The following is a 20540-nucleotide window of genomic DNA, read 5'->3' on the forward strand; positions in this document are numbered from 1 at the left end:
CTCATTCGACATCCAGTAAACTGCCTTATAAGCAAAAAAACCTCCGCAAGCGGAGGTTTGAGTTATCCAGGGAGGGCGGACAACCTAAAACTTCTGGTTTATTCTCAGGTAATACGTTCTACCTAACACATCATATAAACCCACATTCACATCGCGATAATCGGCGTAGGTGTAATAGTTTGGTGTTTCAGCATCAAACACATTATTCACCCCAACTGTGATAGAGCCGTTATAAGCATGGGTATAACCAAACTGAATGTTATGTTTAAAGTAATTATCGTAATCAACATAACGGTCGGTTTCTTCTAACTCGTTAAAATAACTTGCTGATTGACTACCGATATAAACAACTGTCCATGCGGCAGAAAAATCATCGTATTTCCAACTGGTCGCAAAGTTACCGCGCCAATCGGGCGAGTCAGTCGACCCTGCGTAGTCGATCATGTCTGCTTCAGCGTTATCCTGCTTTTTAAAATCAAGCACATGAGTTAAATCCAATTTGAAATTGAAATCCCCAAAGCCTGTTTCTAAGTTATAAGCCGTAACAAAATCGATACCTGAGGTCTCAACTGTAGCTAAGTTACGAACTCCGGCTTCAATATATTCAATCTTGCCATCAGGGCCGCGAGTCACATAGGGAGAAGAACCATTCTTGATTTCATCACGCAGGATATCATCCACATCAATTGACTCAATTTTGTTGTCATAGGTGATTGAGTAATAAGATAATTCCAAGTTCCATGCGTCAGTGACATTCCAAACGCCGCCAAAGGTTAACGAGTTACCCTCTTCTGCCTCTAGATCAGGATTTCCTCCATACCAGGTTTTATGTTGATTATTAGTCGCGCAATATATGGCATCCACGTTACCAGGTTCATTACACCATAAAGAATCAACACCCTTCTCAAAACTCAAGGATTGAGACGAGAACATTTCGCTCATATTCGGCGCGCGGAATGAGTCACCATAGCTAGCACGCAGTAATAACGTGTCTATAGGACGCCAGCTTAAACCAAACTTAGGCACCACGGCATCGAAAGTCGATGAATTAACGACTTCCCCCTGAGGCCCTGTGAGAGTTCCTTCCTGCTCATAGCGCTCATAACGTACTGCGGCAGAAAACTCAACATTGGCAGGTAAGCCTACTTGGAGTTCCAAATAAGCAGCGCTACGGTCACGCGTGGCATCCACATCATCACCACCCGAACCGCCGGAGATAATACCCGCGGCCGATTCTGGATCACTAGTTTGCTTAAACTTGATCATTTCATATTCAAGACCGCCGACCATAGCGACCGAAAGCTCACCGTCATCGAGCAGTAAGGTCGAAGCAAGACCATCCAATTGAGTACTTTCAAATTTTCCCTGATAAACCCCAGTATGCGCAGCTTTACGATACAGATCTGTCATCTGTTGATCCCACTGCTCATAACTCATTCCAGAGGTATTGAAAATATCATATTGCTCTGAATCAATTTCTTGCTGAATAATATCGTCGTTCAGTAAATTATAATTAAAACTATTTGTCGTCGATGTTGCGTGCTGGGCATTTAATTCCCAGTCGATACCATTCCCTGAATCTATTGTACCAACAAAGCCACCTAGAATATCAAAGTTGTTGGTTTCAGTTAATGTATCTCGCTCGCCAAGTTGCGCGCCTCGCATAGAAATCACTAATTCTTCGCCAACTGGATTAAACTTATTATCGGCACTCATCACAGGGGTATTCGTTGATACTGGCGTACCCGCATAACGGGTTTCAGTTTCTGCTAATGAAGCAGAAGCACGACCTCGGAATTTTATATTCTCAGAAATCTCATAGGAGAAATTAGATAACAGCGAATTACGAGTTTGATCGACAAATAACTTAGTGACATTACCATGATTATATAAACAACGACCATCACCTGAGTCTATGGTATTTTCCGTTTTTTCACATATATCTGAATTACTATACCAGCTACCATTGCCTGGTCCATATTTACCGTTTGGTACTGAGCTATATCCACTATATGCGTTATAACTTGAATCGTCCATTCGCCAAATATCACGATCCATTACAGATTTAGTATCATAATATTCATAGGTTAGCGTGATATTGCCTTTATCAGTATTAAAGCCCGTTGCAAGTGATAAACGGTTGGCATCGCCTCCTTCCACACTTGGCTGCTCAGTGCTGTAATCGAGTTGAAACCCTTCAAACTCCTTCTTAGTGATAATGTTTATCACACCCGCAACCGCATCGGAACCATATACTGCCGAGGCGCCATCGCGCAGGATTTCAATACGCTCCACGATAGCCATAGGGATAGAAGATGTATCGGCCACAGAGCCAGAGCTCGAACTCGTGCCCGGCATACGGCGTCCATCTAATAACACTAATGTCGCAGACGCTCCTAAACCACGTAAATTGACATCACTGGTTGAGCTTGCTCCTGATCCATAGCCAGAAATACCACGCCAAGAACCAAAGCTGTTTATCGCAGAGTTATTCAATACGTCAGCAACGGTTTTTTCACCCGTCATGGCAATATCCGCAGCATTAATGACAGTCACGGGTGAAACAGTTTCCATATCAACTTGTTTAATACGAGAACCCGTCACTTCAATGCGTTCAACTTTCGCATTTTCTTCTGCCGCATTTACCGCTGCAGAAAAGCCTATTCCAGAAAAAACCACACTGCTTGTCGCCACTGTAATTAAACTAGTACGAACAGCTTTGGCCGTTAAACTTAAATAGCGCATTAATCTCTCCTTGAGGTAAATAAAACCCTATGTTTGTTATTTTTATATTTGGCAAGCGAACTCTATTTCGCTGTAGGGATAATGTTAATGCGCAACATCTAAGTCAACCATTAAAAACAATTAATCTCAAATTAAAACAAATTGACACAAAATAAATCAACTTAAATATAAGATATCCGGATATACATCATGGGGTTAAGCAATACAGACCTGTTGAATATATTAAATATTTAATTTGATACAATAAATCTTAATTGTTAACTAAAAGAATACCAAGAAACTCACGCCACAAATGAATCAAAGTGTATCGAAAATAAAACGCTGGATATTAATTTACACTTAGTTCAATATTAATTAACCATAAAAAATGCCACTCATTTGAGTGGCATTAATATTGAAACACTGAGTAATGATTGATTACTTAAAGTTGGCAACCTTCAACACTTTTTGAGTTCTCATAAACAATATCGCCTACAGGATTGTAGTCAGCAGCTTTAATCACTTGTTTCTCTTTCAAGAAAGAATAGAGTAAATCAGCATCAACAAAACCCGTTTGAATTGGGCTGGTTAGTTTAGGGTAACCGTCACCACCCGCAGCATTAAAGCTAGGTACAGTGAACTTATAAGTGGCTGTTGGGCTAAAATCCTTGCCACCGATGTCGCTGATGTTGGCTGTTTTAGCCACACAGTCAATGGTCATTTTCACACCAGTGATTTGTGCATAACCACCAGAACCAACTTGAAGACTGCCGACTGCGCCTAAATAAGCCGCAACTTCAGTACCCGTCATTTCGTTAAGGGTAACCATATTACCAAATGGCTGAACAGTCAGCACGTCACGGTAACTAATGTTGCCTGGTTGGATAGATGCACGTACACCGCCTGAGTTCATTACACCAAAATCAGCAGTCACTTTAGCACTTTGTGCCATCGCTAACATACGGCCTAAGTTAGTTTGCTTATTACGCACGTTTGCACGCTCACCATCTAACAGGGCATCCGTTGTCGCAATGACTTCGTCTAACTTAGCTTGACCTTTCTCTTGATAGTAAGAAAGCAGCTCTTTTAACTCTGAATCCGGTTCAATTTTAGTGCCAGCTAAGTCAGCAGTTTTCTTACCAGCATCATCCAGTTTGCGCATATTCACAGGGACAAGCTTGTAGCTCGCTAGATGGAGTTCACCGTTAAAGTATTCAAAATCTGCACGGCCAACATATTTACCCCATTCATGGGCTTGCATGATCCAAGTGCCATTTTGTTTATCAGGTGCACATGCATCACCAGGCTTAAAGGCTGCATAAGCTTTGTTGTCAGTTCCCGGTTCCATACACACTGGATTCTGTGAATGACCACCGATAACAACTTGTAAATCCCCTTCTTTCAATGCGCGAGCCATAGCTACATCGCCAGGGGCATTACTACCATTTTTACCATCCGCGTAATGACCCATGTGCGTGGTAGCGAAAATGATATCTGCCGCTTTGGCATCTTTAATTTCTTTAATCACTTTAGCAACTTCCACCTTGGGATCGGTGAATGTTAGATCGCTAATGTATTCTGGGTTACCAATCTTAGCAGTGTCTTCTGTCGTTAAACCAATAACAGCAACTTTAAGACCATTAACGTCAAATACTTTATAGGCATCAAAGTAACGCTCACCAAGAGTACCATCGGCATTTTTACGGTAAATGTTCGCCGCTAACATAGGGAATTCAGCAAGGCGACGCTGCATATCAAGTACTGATAACGGATTGTCAAACTCATGATTGCCAACAGCCATGGCGTCATAACCGATTTTATTCATGCCCGTAAAGTCTGGTATGGCATCTTGAAGATCAGATTCTGGTACACCCGTATTAATATCACCACCAGATAATAATAAGGTTTGACTGCCATTCTTACTCACTTCTGCACGAATTTGATCAACTAGAGTTTTCTGAGCGGCTAAACCGTATTCACCATCACTGTTTTCCCAGAAACGGCCATGGTTGTCATTGGTATGTAAAACGGTAAACGTTTTACAAGCACTTCCCGCTTCAGCACACGTTGTTGGAACTTTATCGTCATCACTATTATTACAACCCGCAAGTGCAGCGAGAACAGCAGTTGCAACTAATCCTTTAATAAGCATATGTCTCATTACATCAACCCCTTGATTTTAATTATTTTATCATAGAAAGATTGCCGTGAACTCCATCAAGTTCAGCGTCACGGATAATAGCAAATAATAAAGATAAATTGTGTCATTTTTATTAAAAACTTGACATTTATATGAAATTTGGCGGGCATTTTAAGAAGGATTTGTTTCATATAAAAAATAAGCTGAATGACTGATTTTTATATATTTACAGAATACAAAATAAAAATGGAATAAATGGATTTTAATCGTTTGTTATAAATAACTTAGGAAATATGAAAAAACATCGCGATTGTTCCTTTAAAAAAACAAGCATGGGTAAATTTCAACTTACCGCATGCTGCTTTTATCAGCAATTAGACTTATCTACATTTCAAATCGCTGTAATAACCACTTAGAAATCGCTTTCAATTGTTCAGGAATGACAGAATGAGGCATTGGATAAGTCTGCCACGTAACATGATAGCCGCCCGCCGTTAAGGCTTCTTTTGCTAACATTCCAGCGGATAATGGTACAACATCATCCTGTAGACCGTGTTGCTGTAATATGGGTGTATTGCGATTCGCCGCACTTAATTCAGCGGGTAACACATCGCCCGTCGGTAAATAGCAAGACAACGCCATAATCCCTGCAAGTGGCTCAGGGAAACGCAGTCCAGAGAATAAACTCATTACTCCACCCTGACTGAATCCCGCTAATACGATACGTTGGCTCGCAATACCCGCTGCGATTTGTTCATTAATTAATGCGGCAACCATTTTCTCCGACTCAAGCACGCCTTGCATATCGGCTCTGTCATGCAAATCCATGCTTTTAATATCGTACCAAGCGCGCATAACGTAGCCACCATTAATGGTCACGGCTTGCTCTGGTGCATGGGGAAAAATAAATCGAATAGCATGATCTACAGGTAAGCCTAATGCAGGCACTACGGGAGCAAATCCGGCCCCCGAATCCCCTAATCCATGTAACCAAATAACCACAGCCGTAGCAGGAGTCTTAGGTTCGACAACAATACGCTCAAGAGAAACTGACATACTAAAAATTCCCAATTCGATATTAAACACTCATCAACTAAAAAATGATGATAAATCTATACGTTAAACACTCATCACCACTCGGGCACAGGTTATTCAGCATCCATGCCCAGCACATCTTGAATCGCACGTAACTGAGTATTTGAGTCCAATACTAAGCTCCAACGTACACCGCCACCATCGGCGATCAGCATAGGAGGCTGACGTCTCAAGCCGATATCCTCAGCACTCGCTTGCAGTACGATACTGGCAACGTTGAGGCGCACTTGAACCTCGAACTCAGTAACGATTAACTTACCCTGCGAAAAATCTAACACCATTATGATAACCGCCCTATGTGAAAACGCCGTCATCATAGCAAACTTGTGCTCTTTTACCGATGGCATTTCCTGACCAGCATTCAAGCCATTAAAGTTTGATTACATTTGAGCTAACAGTGAGATAACAAATCCAGTGAATTATCAGGTAAACTTTTGCGCTAATAGAGTGGGTTAACAGAAAACCAAGCTGAATTGATGGTCTTATCACCCCAAACTCGAACTAACATACTTCATCATTAGGCTACTATAAATAATGCTTTCACTTCGTCGAACCGTCCTTTGCAGCACCCTAGTCTTTGCCCTGCAACTACTTCCCTGCGCTTATGCCAATAGCACTCCAAATACCTTAACCACTGAGCCTACTGCCACTGTTGTACAAGCTGATACGCAGCAGAACCAAGATGCACTGACCTACGCCAATTACACTGAAGTCAGCGTGAGTCATTCGGAGCTTGCCCTTACCGTCGATTTTAAGCAAAACCGCTTATCCGGTGAAGCCACCCTCGATTTAGCTTGGCATAAGGCGGGGAAAGAACTCATCTTAGATACTCGAGATCTGACGATTAACAGCGTAAGTGCTTTAAATACAGCGGGGAAATGGCAAAGCGTACCCTTCACGTTAGCCAAAGCGGACGCTGTAAAAGGCGCCGCGCTAACCATCAAACTTGCTGATGAAAATAGTCAAAAGGTCAAAATCAATTATCACACATCGAATAATCCGTCTGGTATTCAATGGTTAACTCCTGAGCAAACCCAAGGTAAACAGTTGCCTTTTATGTTCAGTCAAAGTCAGGCTATTCACGCCCGCAGTTGGATCCCACTGCAAGATACGCCAGCCGTTCGCCAAACCTATAGCGCAACGATTACGGCCGATAAAGCCATTACTGTGGTCATGAGTGCCGATCGCAAAACCCTGTCGAGCACGCAGACCCAATTCACTATGCCGCAGGCTATTCCAGCTTATTTGATTGCCATTGCGGCCGGACATTTAAAGTTTGCTCCCTTAGATAACATCTCGGGCATTTGGGCTGAGCCAGAGATCCTCGACAAAGCGAGCAAAGAATTTGCCGACACGCCAGAAATGATCAAAATCGCGGCTAAACGTTATGGCGATTACCCTTGGGGACGTTATGACTTACTTATCTTGCCACCAAGTTTCCCCTTTGGCGGCATGGAAAACCCGCGTTTGTCTTTTATTACACCCACAGTGATCGCGGGTGATAAAAGCTTAGTGAGCCTCATCGCCCACGAACTTGCGCACTCGTGGTCGGGTAATTTAGTGACCAACGCCACTTGGCGCGATCTCTGGCTTAATGAAGGTTTTACGACCTATGTTGAGAATCGCATCATGGAAGATCTCTATGGTCGTGACCGAGCGCTGATGGAGCAAACCATCGGCTACTCTGAATTGCTTGCCGAGCTTGCAGAACTTACTCCTGCCGATTCAGTGCTACATCTCAATCTCGGTAAACGTTCGCCCGACGAAGCCTTCAGCGGTGTCCCTTATGTAAAAGGCCAGTTGTTCTTAATATTTTTAGAGCAAAAATTTGGCCGTGAACGCTTCGACACTTTTGTAAAAAGCTACTTCGATCATTTTGCATTTCAGAGTATTACTACGGCGCAATTCCGTGAATATTTATCTTTGAATCTATTAAACAAATATCCCCATCTTGTCAGTGAAGGCGAAGTGGATACTTGGATTGAAGGTCAAGGTTTACCGTCATTTCTTGTGCCGCCTAATTCCCATGCCTTCGATGATATTGATGCTCAAAGACAAACTTGGCTCGAGGGTAAACTCAGTGCAAGCGAGTTGAAAACCAGCACTTGGACAGTCCACCAGTGGTTAAGATTCATCAATGAAATGCCAAGGATCAATCTAGATCAAACCAAACTTGCCGAGCTAGATAAGGCGTTCCATTTTACGGGCACTGGCAACAGTGAAATTGCTTTCGCATGGTATTCACTCGCCCTAGACAACGGCTATTACGCAGTACTACCCGCATTAAAACAACACTTAACCCATATTGGCCGCATGCGCTTAATCGTGCCTTTATATCAAAAGCTAGCAAGCTCAGATAAATACGACTGGGCCAAGAGTGTCTATCTCAGTGCTCGCAGCGGCTATCATCCCCAAACCCAAGCAAGCCTAGATATGATGTTTGCCGACAAACCACTCGAGCATGAACATAGCCATTAGCGAGATAAGGAGCCATTAGCGGTTGCGACAATCATTAAGCCATTAGCACCATAAAAACAAAAAGCCCAAACCTAGGTTTGGGCTTTTGCTATTTAATCTTTAGCCTCGATTCATTCAACTCATACTGAACTTATACTCATCTCACATTGAGTCAAATAGAAGCCAAGTTCGAAGCCGAACCCGAAGCCTAAAGATTAGTGGTGATGACCACCAGCGCCATGGGCATGGCCGTGGGCGATTTCTTCATCACTCGCGTCACGGGCACCAACGACTTCGATATCAAATGTCAGTTCGCGGCCGGCTAATGGATGGTTTACATCCACAGTCGCCATAAACTTACCCATTTTAACGATAGTCACTTGGCGCTGACCTTGGTCGGTATTAACCACTGCTGTCATGCCTGGTTTCCACACAGTCGCGCCTAATAAGTGCTTAACTGACACACGTTGATGTGCGTCAGCATCCGCTACACGCTCACCGTAGGTTTCAGCAGCAGGCAAAGTCACAGTGAACTTTTCACCTATGGCTTTACCATTTATCGCGTTTTCTACACCTGGCATCATGTTGTCATGACCGTGTAAATAGGCAATCGGATCGCGACCTTCGTTCGTCTCGATCACTTCACCTTTCTCGTCGCGCAGTGTGTAGTTAAACTGCACAACCATATCGTCTTTAATGCTCATCGAATATCCTTTGATTTTCTTCGATTTCAATTGTGGGCCGAGCTTAACAAAACTGCGCTTTTCACTCCACTTTTTTATCCGGCCTCAAAGCACTCAAAACCCGCAGCGAGCGCTCTTTGGCTACAGTAGCTACAGTAGCTACAGTAGCTACAGTAACTAAAGTGATAATCCTAAAGCGGTAAACACCTCTGGGCTTGGGAAGCCATCGGCAATCATCTGTTTGCTACGTTGAAAGGCTTGCAACCCTGCCATAGAGTTACGTCCCAACACGCCATCAGGCTTACCAACATCAAATCCAGCCTCGTTCAGTTTTGTTTGCAGTTGCTTTACTTGCTCGCGGCTTAAGCGTGGTTGCTCAGGCGGACTGACCGTCAAGGGTTGTCCACCATTAATACGATCGGCTAAGTGCCCAACCGTAATGGCATAAAATTCGGAGCGATTCCAACGCATGATCACATTAAAATTCTCATAACCTAAAAAGGCTGGGCCTGTGTGTCCCGCAGGCAAATACAGCGCAGCTTGAATATCGACGGCAGGCAAAGGTTGCCCATTCGACTGCGTTACATTGAGCGCAGCCCATTCCGATAACGACAAGGGCTGTTTCGCACCTAAATGACTGTAACTAAAATCCTTTGGCAACAAGACTTCACGCCCCCAACGCTGATTACGCTGCCAACCTAAGTGCTGCAAAAAGTTCGCGGCAGAAGTGAGCGCATCTGTAGTGCTATTCCATAAATCGGCCTTACCATCGCCATCACCATCGACCGCATATTTGGCATACGCAGAAGGCATAAATTGCGTATGTCCCATAGCACCTGCCCATGATCCCACCATAGTGTCATCATCGAACTGATACTTTTCTTTCAGTTTTAAGGCTTGCATAAGCTCTATGGTGAAATAATTGCTACGGCGTGGCTCACAGGCCAAAGTCGCCAGCGAATTCAATACCGACATTTTGCCTTTATAGGAACCGTAGTTCGTTTCCAGTCCCCAAAAAGACAAGATATATTGCGGTGGGACGCCGTATTTTTGCGCTAATTGATTAAGTAAGACACTGTGCTTTTGCAGTAAACGGCGGCCTTCATTGACGCGCCATTCGGTCGCGCGCTTACTGAAATAATTATCAAATGTCTGGCTGAATTCGGGTTGCTGTTGGTCCAGCTCAATCACTCGAGGGACAAATTTCAAGTTCGCAATGGTAGAGTTTATCGTCGCCTCAGACAGGCCTTCTGCACGTGCTCGCGCTTGCAGTCCAGTCAAGCACATTGGAAACGCCTCTGCATTAGATTGTACGCTAGCACTGATATCGGGCATTGGATTGGCTTCAGCAGCAATGTCACTTGCGTTAGTGCTGGTTGCGTTAGCACTGGCACTCGCCGTTGGCGCACTTGAACAGGCACTCAGACTGACACAGGCGGCAATACTCGCAAACAGATAAGTTAACCCTTTAATTTTAATCAAATCAACAACTCCAATATTTGATCTCACAACAATCACACTGTTGTGGCTAAACACGACAATATTCCGTCTTCAAGAGGGAATTGCCCTAGAGAGATATTCGCCTTGGCATAACGAGTTAAAGGTTAGAATCCAAAACACCTTTAACGGCCAAAAGCATAGAAGACACGTTTCTCCGCTACGTAAAGCCCCTATCTAAGCCACATTTAGTCAGTAAAACAGCCTGTACCAAGGCGACTCATTATCGATAATCCTGACCCATAGTGACACGTAACACAATCCTTATCGCCATAAATACCTTGCGGCATAGGCTTATTGCTCAGTTATCCAACACAAAAAAATTCTTAACAAAGAATCCCTTGGTATCGCAGCACGTTACCGTATAATGGATAAGTTAACAGCACACATCAAAGAGACCTATCATGACTGAAATCAATGCGGCTTTGGCTGGCTTTATCAAAAATGTAAAACAACATCAGACGCTTTGGGGTCTAATGGATGAAACTGGCGAAGGCTGGGTCGTTTGTGATTCTTCAGAATTTGAAGACACAGATGTGATGCCATTATGGTCAAATGAAGCTACTGCAAAATCCCATTGCAGCGACGAATGGCACGACTATCAACCCGTTTCTATTTCATTAGAAGAATTTCTAGAATATTGGGTCTCAGATCTAAACGACGATGGTGTATTGATCGGTGTTGATTGGCAAACCGATGAAGATTGTCTTGAACTTGATCCGATTGTTTTAGCAAAAGATTTGGTTGATGTTGAAGAAGTTTAATCGCTTCAGTATGCCATTGATGACATCAAGGACTGAGGTGCTCATTCCTTGATGTCTGCTATTCCGCTTATCGATATTCCCTTCGACAAACGCCATACATGCTGGTTTTGTGGCGAACCGAGTCATCAACACTTCGAATATATCGCACACACACATACACCACATGCTTCGTTAGCTGTGCCCGCCTGCAGCGAATGTTTGCGATTAGCCAAACAACATACTCTTAGTTCCATTTGGGATTGTCGTATGGCCGTCAAAGATGCACTGATGCGTATTTATGCGAAACACCTCGCCATTGGGATTAATTGGACCGAAGAAGAGCTTGCTGAGTCCGAATTCTCCTGCAAAGTGTTTGAAGGTTTTAAAAAAAGTGCTTGGATGATGTACCAAATTGCCCGCGACCGTATCAATGCGCCCGGTTGGCCACTGGTATTAGAAGGCGAAGAAATTGACGACCAAGGTTATAACGCAGGTTTTGAATTCGATGGCGTGACTTTTAATTCAGTCAATGCCGCTATCCAATACTATTCGACGCAATTCACTTTAGATCCACAGTTTTTTGCCGAACTGGTAAGCCTCGTCGGCCGAGCAAGATTCAACTATGCCTTAAGGCTCGCCCGTATCCATATCGCCGCCGCCAAAGAAATGAAGCGCCAAGTATTACACGATGTAGCAGCCGAATTAGCGTTATAATCTAGCGAGTTATAAGTAGTGGGTTATAGGTAGTGGGTTGGCAGATGTTTGCAGAAAAGCAGTTGAAAGGGTAGCAGTTAAAAGAATGTGATTCAAGACCGTATTAAAAACTGTTATTAAAGCGTTCATTCAAAGCGCCGAACCTATCGATGATCGACTCAAGGTCAATCACCGATAGTTCGAATCTCAAAATGCGATCAGTGATTGATCACTTGTCTTAATCTTTCTTGCACCACTTGCACCAGCAAATCCGGTTGGAACTTAGAAATAAACTTATCACAGCCCACTTTTTCAACCATGGCATGGTTAAAACTGCCACTCAACGAAGTATTTAAGGTAATGAATAAATCCGACATAGCTTTATCACTGCGCACTTCAGAAGTGAGCTTATAACCGTCCATTTCGGGCATTTCAGCATCGGTAATCATCATCAATAATTCTTTGGCAACTTGTTTACCTTCATCACGCCATTTCTGCAATAACGTCAGCGCTTGTAAGCCATCAGATGCCTCAATAATTTCGATACCCAGTTGGCCTAACGTTTCACGCACTTGACGTCTGGCGGTCGATGAATCATCCACAATCAGGATTTTTCTGCCTGGCATTTCATGGACTAAGGTTTCGTCGAGTACACCTTCAGATAAACGGATATCGTAGTGAATGATCTCCGCCAAGACTTTTTCTACGTCGATAATAGACACTAACTGCGACTGACCTTGATGCTCTATGCGAGTAATTGCCGTTAGATAATTATTACGCCCAGCCGTTTTCGGCGGCGGCATAATATCGCTCCAAGTCATGTTGATAATGTGTTCAACCTTACCGACTAAGAAACCCTGCACACTACGGTTATATTCTGTGATGATCATATTGGCATCTTCGTTAGGCGGCACGGGCTTAAACCCTATGGCCGAACGTAAATCAATCACGGGGATAGAAATCCCACGAATATTAGCAACACCAGAAATATGCGGATGACTACCCGGCATCGCATTCAAGGGAGGAAGCTTGACGACTTCTTTGACTTTAAAGACGTTAATGGCAAATAACTGCGTGGAATTAATGCTAAAGAGCAACAACTCAAGTCGGTTCTCACCAACGAGTTTGGTACGCTGATCTACGGTTGCAAGTACGTTTGCCATAATGCTGCTTCTCTACTCTTGAGGAAAATCCTTTCCCCACATGCGACGGATTAGCTCAAATTATAGCGGTAAACTCCCATGAAGAACCATGCCGAGAGTCTATTTTATCTAAAAATTACAACCACTCTCGCAAAGTTCGGCCATAAACTTCGTTTAGCGCATCTCAGATATCCGCATCCCTAAGCTGATATCTTCAGATAATACGCGGCATTGCTAATATTTGGTCTTAGTGCTAACGCAATCATTTAATCCTAACGATTCAATTTAGGTTAAGCATCAACTCTAACGCCTAACGCAATATTTTCTGGGCGAGCACCATACCCGCAAGATTAAAGGCATTTCTATCGCGGACAATCTTAAATCCCAGCTGGTGCAATACCGTTAACAACTCACTATGATTAAAGCGATTCTGCTGTGGATGCTCAAATAAGCGTCGGCTCAATGGATTACAAATTGCGGCACGATATAAATCCTCTATCACAAAGTATCCGTTCGGTTTCAGCACCCTTGCAACTTCCTTAATGGCCGCTTGCCACTCTGGAATATGGTGGAATACGGCAAAATCAAACACCATATCAAACTCGCTATCGGCAAAGGGTAAACATGTTGCATCAGCAACCGAGAAACTCAGCCCTTTTAACCCTTGCGGCCGAGATTGCCAACGGGATTGTGCGGAGGCAACCATGTCAGTATCGATATCCACGGCCGTGATATGTCCCGCGCCAAAATGTTCGCGGATCAACTGAATGCCGTTACCAAACCCACAACCTATTTCTAATGCGCGTTCGCACAAAGCCATAGGTTTTGGCATCATAGACGTTAGTAAAGGCGCTTCGAGATGATTTTGTAGCCAAAAACGTAATGGATGCTGAACGATCTTTTTCTCAAATGGATTTAATTTCATGCCATCCTCTCACTATGGGTAAACTACTGTTGAATAATTTTACTGATCGAACTGACATTATGGTACGTAATGATAAGAACATAAGTTCACCAGAGGCCACGATGAAATTACCTCTTTTTCCATTACCCATTTGTTTATTACCCGAAGGTTACACACAACTGCGGGTATTTGAACCTAGATATAAGCGCTTGGTCGCCGAATCATTAAAGTCAGGCCAAGGCTTTGGCTTATGTATGCTTGAAGAGGATGGTAAAACCATTCAGCCCATAGGCACCTTAGTGCATATTATTGATTTTGAAACCTTACCAGACGGACTATTAGGGATCAGTATTCAAGGTTCTAAACGCTTTAAACTTGATAAAATCAGTGTCGAAGCCGATGGTTTAAAACGCGGAGACGTCAGTTTAATCGACAATTGGCCTGCTGTACGTATTGCGACCGATGAACGTTACTTGAGTCAAATGTTACAAAACATTCTTAAGGAATATCCGCAACATCTCAAGCACTACCAAACAGAACAGTTCGATGATATCGCTTGGGTCTGCCAGCGCTGGCTAGAAATATTACCCGTACAAGCATCCGAAAAGTACACCTGCATTAATGCCTTAGATCATATTATGACCCGAGATCTATTGCGGGCCGTCATTAAATAATGCTGTGAATGATCCTTTATTTAAGCCACTTCGTATTGATTGAAAGTTTAACAACAAAAATGGGCTCAGAAGTGCAACACACTTCTCAATTTTGTCGTTACTGATATCACACTCAGCACTCACGACTGCGATAAGAGCGAAAATAATGGAAAATATTCAATCACAAAGCAGGCAAACTCGGTATCATGTCCCAATCACGTCTCTGACTAATTCGGCTATGGATAACGAAATTCCAGCTTCCCAAACCTGCGAGCCTCAAGCGGATGCTTTAATCACGTTTATGCTACAAGTAGCAGACAACCGAGACAGAGCCGCCTTTGGTCACTTATTCCAGCATTTCATGCCCAAGATCCGAGCCTTTGGTTTACAAAGACTGAATCAACAAGGGTTGGCGATGGATTTAGTACAAGAAACCATGACCAGCGTTTGGACTAAGGCTCATCTATATAATGCAGAAAAAGGGTCAGTGACAACTTGGGTGTTTACCATTATGCGTAATCAATGTTTCGATATGCTTAGACGGGTACAACACAATAGAGAAGATACTTTCGGTGATGATATTTGGCCGCTGTGTGATGCGACCATGGCTCAGGACACACTCGCTGATCACAAGTTGACGGCTAAATTACTCCAACATCTTGATGCCCTTCCCATAGCACAAAGACAAGTTGTGCAAGGCATTTACATGCAAGAACTCACTCAACAAGAGCTAGCCGATGCCCTAAAGGTACCAATTGGGACCATAAAGTCCCGTTTAAGATTAGGGCTAGAAAAGTTGAAAAGCTTCTTGGAGACACACAATGATTAAGCATCATCCCCAACAAGAATTACTCGTGAGCCATGCCAATGGGAACTTACCTTTATCAATGGCGATAGCAATATCCGCACACTGCCACCTATGTGAGACTTGTCGAGAGCAGCTTGCCCTATTCACAGAACAAGCTGCAAATTTAGCATTAAATCCTGATGGCGGTCATGCTGCAAATGATACGGGCGAAGAGTTGATGCACAGAGAGTATGTTGAGGTGCAACACTCAGGCGACAATCAAGAATCGGCATTGGACATTGACGCTATGATGGCGCAAATCATGGCTCAACCGGCAGCGACAAATGTGCCTAATAACGCCCCTATCGATGTCGACATAAAGCAACAGCATTACACTGTGCCCTCGGTGTTTCGTCAGCATTTGGCCCGTCCATGGCAAATATTAGGCAAAGTCAGTCGCATGCGTTTTGATGTCGACGAAACGAACACCCGCGCTAGCCTATTGCATATAGATGCCCAAGGTGAAATCCCCCAACATACCCATAAAGGTTATGAACTAACACTATTACTAGCCGGAGAGTTTTCCGATCTAAATGGTGACTATGTGCCAGGTGATTTTATCGTGCTTGACGGCCAACATCATCACTCACCGAAAACCATTAACGGTTGCTTATGCTACACAGTATTAGATGCACCGCTGCATTTTACCAAAGGTCTGAGTAAGCTACTCAATCCCATAGGTGAACTAATTTATTAAACCTTTTGACTGAGTTTTTTAAACAAGAGCAAACGCATAGATTCATTTATAAATTCAGTTTAATGAGTCCATTACATAACTGACTACGATTAATCCCATTAAAATGACCTGTTTTAGTGGGATTTTTTTATAACATTTGCCTATAAAACGGCAATATTAATCTTAGTCAATTACCACAAAAATAAAAAACAACGCACAAACCGACCTGACCTTTCCCCTTTAAATCAAGTGAATAGCCACGAAAAATACACTTTAATTCAACATTAGCAAATAAATAATGACATCGAATAAAAATTAAACTTGCATAAGCCATTTTTATTGATATACTGCACGTCGTTTTGAGATACACCTTGTTGTTTACCTTTTTAACCCAGCCTGATATTTAGCAATCAGAGTTCGGTCCTCATAAAGAAAGCCTACTACAAGCAAAACCCCATAAGCTCAATCATTCGATATCACTAAAATCATGTGGTTATGTCTGTGAACTTACCGTTCTCCTTGTTGTCATAGTATTGTCATTAAGCTATGGTCAACTGGTTGAATCGAGTTATTCCATTGACGTAATCGACAACATGAAATATTTATCGATTAAGCATCTCTTGATTAATGAATCAAAGATGGGGTAACCTCGATACTCAATAGAACGAATCTTTCGCACAATTGCTAAGGATATTTTATAGTTACAACTATCTCACCTATGGGTGAATTAACAAAAAGGAGTGTGGCATATGTCATACAAAATTAATGGACATGAAATTACAGTGAACTTCCCTGTAGATTCAATCTCAGTAAATAAAACCTCAATTGCTTTTACCGATCGTCAAGGTAAAAACAGACAGACTTTTTCTAAACGTACAGAAGCCATCAGCTTTATGAAATGGTTATTGTCCGCGAACAAATAAGTCAAAAAGTAAGTAAAACGATAAGTTAAAAATTAATACCGCAGTACCCGTTTACTCAAGTGTATTTAATCGGTTTCCATTATCTTCGCAGTACCGAGCACTTAAGTAGACTGATAGCCGAATGTCACGAACACGCTATCCTTTTTTACGTCATTATGACGAGCACATTTGGTTCAGGCTGTATCTCTCTCACACAGATACCTGCCGAACCAAATGAGTCAAATCCAGCGTTAGATCACCTCTTTCCATTGCAGTATCCACTAATATTCATACACATGAATACTGTTCAGCACATCATCTATGCCAAAACCCAATACTCAAATTGCCATGCAAACCTTGATAAACCAGATCAAAGAGACTATTCCACTCAATTTAGAAGAAGCACAACTGTGCCAGGGACAATGTTTAGGTTGTTCGAAGAAAATGCTGGAAATGTTAGATGCCGAAATCAGTTATTGGCAATTTAGTGAGGTGACGCCTAGCCTAAAAGATTTAAAAAACCTCGAAAACATTGGCCGTCGTACCTATAAAATTCTTAAACGGAACCAGTTACTGTCTTAATCGCTTGTATTTGCATTTGACTATTTATAGGGCGTTTTACTTACGCGACTTAAAATAAATTCAAAACTTAACTGACAATATGACCCTAATAGAAATCACATTGCCAGTTTTATCTTCGCTATTGTCGATAGCCGTTAAAAATCACAAATCGATAGGCTCAACTTCTAGACTCTGCCAACCTTGCGCGAATATCTGCCAAAGAATATTCCGTTAATAGTTCACCATCGGCAAATACGGGGACAAACTCGCAATTGTTGACATCTTGCCAGCTGGCTTGATCTTTAAGATAAAATTGACCCTGCTCATCTTTAAATACCGCCACTAAACCCTTAGCAGATTTTTTAGTGCCATCATCTGTTTTAGGATCTTTAAATATTTCTCTGTCTTTACCATCAACTTTCGCAAAGGTCGCTTTCACGGCATAACCGTCAGTATCTCGGGTCACGTGTTGATAGGTAAAACTGCCAATCCCAAACACAATATTGGTTGACGCAAAACCTTTAGCCTTTAAGCCAGCACAAATGGCTTCAGCCCGTTCAATGGTGATTGAATCGCCATAAATCAGTCCAACATGGCTATTCAGCGCTTTATACCCTTTGGCAGTTGTGCTGCCCCCAAAGACGTCCCACAGACACTCAATAGCGCCTTTATATTCGGGACTCCCGATTGGTGCTTGTGGATCGCCACAAATGATTTTCACAGGGCAACCCGTATCAGGCCTAAACACCACTTTGCCATCGCGGGCAAGAATGCGGTCTTTTAACGCTAAAGTGAATTCTGTCATCACCTGCCAAAAATCCCAAGAATCTGAAACAATGCTGACAATGCCCGTTGGGTAAATATCTTCAATCAGACGGCGGAACGTCTCTAATTCATTCTCCATACCACCCGCACACATCACACTGTGCTCCGTTGCGGCCACACTGCCGCCAACGAGTTCATTATCACTATCGGCACGGTAATATTGCTCAAGAAAATCAATCGCGGGAATGGTATCTGTACCCGTAAAACTGAGTAAATGGGCGGCGCCGCTCATTACCGCAGCCTCTGCACCATACATGCCGCGGAAACTAAAATCATGGCCCTGCCAATCAACAAATGCGATGTCACCATCGGTTTCTAGCGCGTAAGTCTCAAATATTTTGCGGTATTGCAGCGCGGTAGTGGCACTGGTACACATACCCCACACATTCGCGGAAAGGATGGTTTCGAGGTAATTGGTCAACCAAAAGAACCGCTCATCGGTATTGTACAAAACCAAGCAAGGCACTTTTAGTGGATACACTGAGCCTTCAGGTAAAGCCATGATTTTTATTGGTAAATAACCTAAATCATGCAACTCCTCAATATGCTGAGTGCCAACATTATTCGGCCCGAGATAGTTATTGATACGGCGGGAGAATTGACGAATGACCTGATCTTTGGGTTGTTGAAAGAAATCACGGTTCCAACTGTCAATCAAGAAATGCTTGATAAAATATTGCAAGCCAAAAAACACCATTTGGTCTGTATAACCACGACGGGATTTACGGGCGGTCAAGTTACTAAAAATCACTTGAGTATTATCGGGATATTGACGACGGTGGTCGACTTTATAGCCATCAATGGCGGTAACGGGATTCAAGTACATAATATTTTCCTTAATGATTCATATAACTCAAAACAGCATGGCAATGACAGAACTCGCTCGAAATATGTGTGGGGACACCTAAACTATCGGTACAAAATAATCTGTCGATGCCCACCTCGCGCAGAGCCGATTCGCTGGCCTTATCTTCATAATGTGACACGATCAAAATGACGCTTTGGGCCCCCTTTTGCTTTAACTTGATGGCAAGTTCGATAAAAGTTCTGCCACCAGCACAAATGTCATCGACGATTAAGCAGGTTTTACCCGATAAATCATCACAGAACACTTCGGTAGCGATAATATGACCATTGACCACATCGCGATGTTTATCGGCCCTGATCACCGGCATTCCCTGTAACGCTTTAGTTAAACCGAATACTTTTTTATTCGCCCCCGCATCGGGCGAGACTAACACTAGCTCACCCGATAATTGGGCAGTGATAGCGGCGACAAAGCTGTGATTGTCTATAACCTGAACTCGGTCTAACAATGCGGCGGTGACATCGCTGTGAGGGTCAAAAATGGTGACCGAAGCATATTGCTGCTGATTAATTAGGCTAGCATAGACTTTTACCGACAAGGCCTCACCGGCATTACACACCCTATCTTGGCGAGCGCCCGGCATATAAGGCAGTAGCAAATTAATTTGCTCGGCACCACTGCGACGCAATGCATCAGTTAACAACAAGAGCTGCATGATGGAATGATCGCCCCGATAACTGAAAAAGATCGTTACTCGTTTAGCAGGAGGAACAAGTATTTGAACATGATTCTCCCCCGCACCAAATTGAAATAAGCGGTAGTGAGTCTCATCGCTAGCAGCGGGTAACCGATAAAAATCGGTTTGCGAACATTGAGCGTGAAAAACATCTTGAGACGTCTGAATACGTTGAGACATAGTAACCTCCTGTCTGTGGCAAGATTGCCGAAATTGACGGCGCCCTTGTTGTCTACATGAATAATAGTGTCTTAAAGACATTATTGTGTAAAGTTGATTTTTAGACTATTTCAGACGGAGCAACCTGAAATGTTATGCTTAAATGGCATATAGTGTCTTTCAGACACTATTGATGGGTGCGACAACTAAGAAGCCACAATATGGGTATCGAGTAATACAAGAATCGGAGACATTAGGGCAAAATCAGTAATTAAACAGCCTTTACTGATTCAAA

General features: G+C 43.0%; 18 protein-coding genes. 8 read left to right on the top strand and 10 right to left on the bottom strand.

All coding sequences use genetic code 11. From position 1 onward, the window contains the following. Positions 1 to 84 precede the first annotated feature (84 nt). The 4 genes from L5M37_RS05600 to L5M37_RS05615 all read right to left on the bottom strand — a co-directional run bounded on the left by L5M37_RS05600 (position 85) and on the right by L5M37_RS05615 (position 6240). Positions 85 to 2745 (bottom strand): TonB-dependent receptor, encoded by a 2661-nt coding sequence (locus tag L5M37_RS05600; RefSeq protein WP_263199692.1) that lies wholly within the window; start codon positions 2743 to 2745, stop codon positions 85 to 87. Between the two features lie 421 nt (positions 2746 to 3166). Further along, positions 3167 to 4885 (bottom strand): bifunctional UDP-sugar hydrolase/5'-nucleotidase UshA, encoded by a 1719-nt coding sequence (ushA, locus tag L5M37_RS05605; RefSeq protein ID WP_105252205.1) that lies wholly within the window; start codon positions 4883 to 4885, stop codon positions 3167 to 3169. A 363-nt stretch (positions 4886 to 5248) separates the two neighbouring features. Beyond that, positions 5249 to 5920, bottom strand: coding sequence for an alpha/beta hydrolase (locus L5M37_RS05610; RefSeq protein ID WP_113940901.1), 672 nt, complete (start codon positions 5918 to 5920; stop codon positions 5249 to 5251). 92 nt (positions 5921 to 6012) lie between these two features. Further along, entirely contained in the window at positions 6013 to 6240 is a 228-nt protein-coding gene (locus L5M37_RS05615) for a DUF3389 family protein (RefSeq protein ID WP_106651841.1), read from the bottom strand. 253 nt (positions 6241 to 6493) lie between these two features. Between L5M37_RS05615 and L5M37_RS05620 the strand changes: the two genes are divergently transcribed. After that, positions 6494 to 8437 (top strand): M1 family metallopeptidase, encoded by a 1944-nt coding sequence (locus L5M37_RS05620; protein WP_263199694.1) that lies wholly within the window; start codon positions 6494 to 6496, stop codon positions 8435 to 8437. A gap of 194 nt (positions 8438 to 8631) precedes the next feature. On the opposite strand, the gene L5M37_RS05625 is transcribed toward L5M37_RS05620, so the two are convergent. Both L5M37_RS05625 and L5M37_RS05630 read right to left on the bottom strand, forming a co-directional pair. Further along, on the bottom strand, positions 8632 to 9120 hold the full coding sequence (locus L5M37_RS05625) for a peptidylprolyl isomerase (protein ID WP_105252202.1): 489 nt from the start codon (positions 9118 to 9120) through the stop codon (positions 8632 to 8634). Positions 9121 to 9276: 156 nt separating this feature from the next. Then, complete coding sequence (locus tag L5M37_RS05630; protein WP_263199697.1) at positions 9277 to 10581, bottom strand: lytic murein transglycosylase; 1305 nt, start codon at positions 10579 to 10581, stop codon at positions 9277 to 9279. A gap of 419 nt (positions 10582 to 11000) precedes the next feature. Between L5M37_RS05630 and L5M37_RS05635 the strand changes: the two genes are divergently transcribed. Then, the gene (locus L5M37_RS05635) at positions 11001 to 11360 is read left to right on the top strand and encodes a DUF2750 domain-containing protein (RefSeq protein ID WP_028759614.1); all 360 of its coding nucleotides are present in this window, start codon (positions 11001 to 11003) and stop codon (positions 11358 to 11360) included. Between the two features lie 51 nt (positions 11361 to 11411). Beyond that, the gene (locus L5M37_RS05640; protein ID WP_173497449.1) at positions 11412 to 12053 is read left to right on the top strand and encodes a hypothetical protein; all 642 of its coding nucleotides are present in this window, start codon (positions 11412 to 11414) and stop codon (positions 12051 to 12053) included. Between the two features lie 197 nt (positions 12054 to 12250). Here L5M37_RS05640 and L5M37_RS05645 read toward each other — a convergent pair whose 3' ends face one another. After that, on the bottom strand, positions 12251 to 13195 hold the full coding sequence (locus L5M37_RS05645; protein WP_173497450.1) for a chemotaxis protein CheV: 945 nt from the start codon (positions 13193 to 13195) through the stop codon (positions 12251 to 12253). 289 nt (positions 13196 to 13484) lie between these two features. Further along, a complete protein-coding gene (locus L5M37_RS05650) occupies positions 13485 to 14099 on the bottom strand; it encodes a class I SAM-dependent methyltransferase (protein ID WP_263199700.1) in 615 nt (204 codons plus the stop codon). A gap of 101 nt (positions 14100 to 14200) precedes the next feature. On the opposite strand from L5M37_RS05650, the gene L5M37_RS05655 reads away from it, so the two are divergent. From L5M37_RS05655 to L5M37_RS05675, 5 genes are all read left to right on the top strand, one after another. Further along, entirely contained in the window at positions 14201 to 14752 is a 552-nt protein-coding gene (locus L5M37_RS05655; protein ID WP_028759610.1) for an LON peptidase substrate-binding domain-containing protein, read from the top strand. 145 nt (positions 14753 to 14897) lie between these two features. Further along, positions 14898 to 15560, top strand: a complete 663-nt coding sequence (locus L5M37_RS05660) for a sigma-70 family RNA polymerase sigma factor (RefSeq protein ID WP_168827427.1) — start codon at positions 14898 to 14900, stop codon at positions 15558 to 15560. Continuing rightward, positions 15553 to 16275, top strand: coding sequence for a ChrR family anti-sigma-E factor (locus L5M37_RS05665; protein WP_168827424.1), 723 nt, complete (start codon positions 15553 to 15555; stop codon positions 16273 to 16275). Before L5M37_RS05660 ends, L5M37_RS05665 begins: the two co-directional genes overlap by 8 nt. 728 nt (positions 16276 to 17003) lie before the next feature. After that, a complete protein-coding gene (locus L5M37_RS05670) occupies positions 17004 to 17177 on the top strand; it encodes a hypothetical protein (RefSeq protein WP_006082106.1) in 174 nt (57 codons plus the stop codon). A gap of 300 nt (positions 17178 to 17477) precedes the next feature. Further along, a complete protein-coding gene (locus L5M37_RS05675; protein ID WP_011789018.1) occupies positions 17478 to 17738 on the top strand; it encodes a hypothetical protein in 261 nt (86 codons plus the stop codon). A gap of 157 nt (positions 17739 to 17895) precedes the next feature. Here L5M37_RS05675 and L5M37_RS05680 read toward each other — a convergent pair whose 3' ends face one another. Continuing rightward, positions 17896 to 19368, bottom strand: coding sequence for a nicotinate phosphoribosyltransferase (locus L5M37_RS05680; protein WP_263199705.1), 1473 nt, complete (start codon positions 19366 to 19368; stop codon positions 17896 to 17898). Positions 19369 to 19378: 10 nt separating this feature from the next. Further along, entirely contained in the window at positions 19379 to 20266 is an 888-nt protein-coding gene (prs, locus tag L5M37_RS05685; protein ID WP_263199708.1) for a ribose-phosphate diphosphokinase, read from the bottom strand. Positions 20267 to 20540 lie beyond the last annotated feature (274 nt).

Origin of the sequence: Shewanella sp. SM69, from assembly GCF_025653985.1 — a bacterium.
Classification (GTDB): Bacteria; Pseudomonadota; Gammaproteobacteria; order Enterobacterales; family Shewanellaceae; genus Shewanella; species Shewanella oncorhynchi.

Coding starts and splice junctions, on each gene's coding strand:
- L5M37_RS05600 (WP_263199692.1), bottom strand. CDS start 2,745: ATGCGCTATTTAAGTTTAACGGCCAAAGCTGTTCGTACTAGTTTAATT.
- ushA (WP_105252205.1), bottom strand. CDS start 4,885: ATGAGACATATGCTTATTAAAGGATTAGTTGCAACTGCTGTTCTCGCT.
- L5M37_RS05610 (WP_113940901.1), bottom strand. CDS start 5,920: ATGTCAGTTTCTCTTGAGCGTATTGTTGTCGAACCTAAGACTCCTGCT.
- L5M37_RS05615 (WP_106651841.1), bottom strand. CDS start 6,240: ATGGTGTTAGATTTTTCGCAGGGTAAGTTAATCGTTACTGAGTTCGAG.
- L5M37_RS05620 (WP_263199694.1), top strand. CDS start 6,494: ATGCTTTCACTTCGTCGAACCGTCCTTTGCAGCACCCTAGTCTTTGCC.
- L5M37_RS05625 (WP_105252202.1), bottom strand. CDS start 9,120: ATGAGCATTAAAGACGATATGGTTGTGCAGTTTAACTACACACTGCGC.
- L5M37_RS05635 (WP_028759614.1), top strand. CDS start 11,001: ATGACTGAAATCAATGCGGCTTTGGCTGGCTTTATCAAAAATGTAAAA.
- L5M37_RS05640 (WP_173497449.1), top strand. CDS start 11,412: ATGTCTGCTATTCCGCTTATCGATATTCCCTTCGACAAACGCCATACA.
- L5M37_RS05645 (WP_173497450.1), bottom strand. CDS start 13,195: ATGGCAAACGTACTTGCAACCGTAGATCAGCGTACCAAACTCGTTGGT.
- L5M37_RS05650 (WP_263199700.1), bottom strand. CDS start 14,099: ATGAAATTAAATCCATTTGAGAAAAAGATCGTTCAGCATCCATTACGT.
- L5M37_RS05655 (WP_028759610.1), top strand. CDS start 14,201: ATGAAATTACCTCTTTTTCCATTACCCATTTGTTTATTACCCGAAGGT.
- L5M37_RS05660 (WP_168827427.1), top strand. CDS start 14,898: ATGGAAAATATTCAATCACAAAGCAGGCAAACTCGGTATCATGTCCCA.
- L5M37_RS05665 (WP_168827424.1), top strand. CDS start 15,553: ATGATTAAGCATCATCCCCAACAAGAATTACTCGTGAGCCATGCCAAT.
- L5M37_RS05670 (WP_006082106.1), top strand. CDS start 17,004: ATGTCATACAAAATTAATGGACATGAAATTACAGTGAACTTCCCTGTA.
- L5M37_RS05675 (WP_011789018.1), top strand. CDS start 17,478: ATGCCAAAACCCAATACTCAAATTGCCATGCAAACCTTGATAAACCAG.
- L5M37_RS05680 (WP_263199705.1), bottom strand. CDS start 19,368: ATGTACTTGAATCCCGTTACCGCCATTGATGGCTATAAAGTCGACCAC.
- prs (WP_263199708.1), bottom strand. CDS start 20,266: ATGTCTCAACGTATTCAGACGTCTCAAGATGTTTTTCACGCTCAATGT.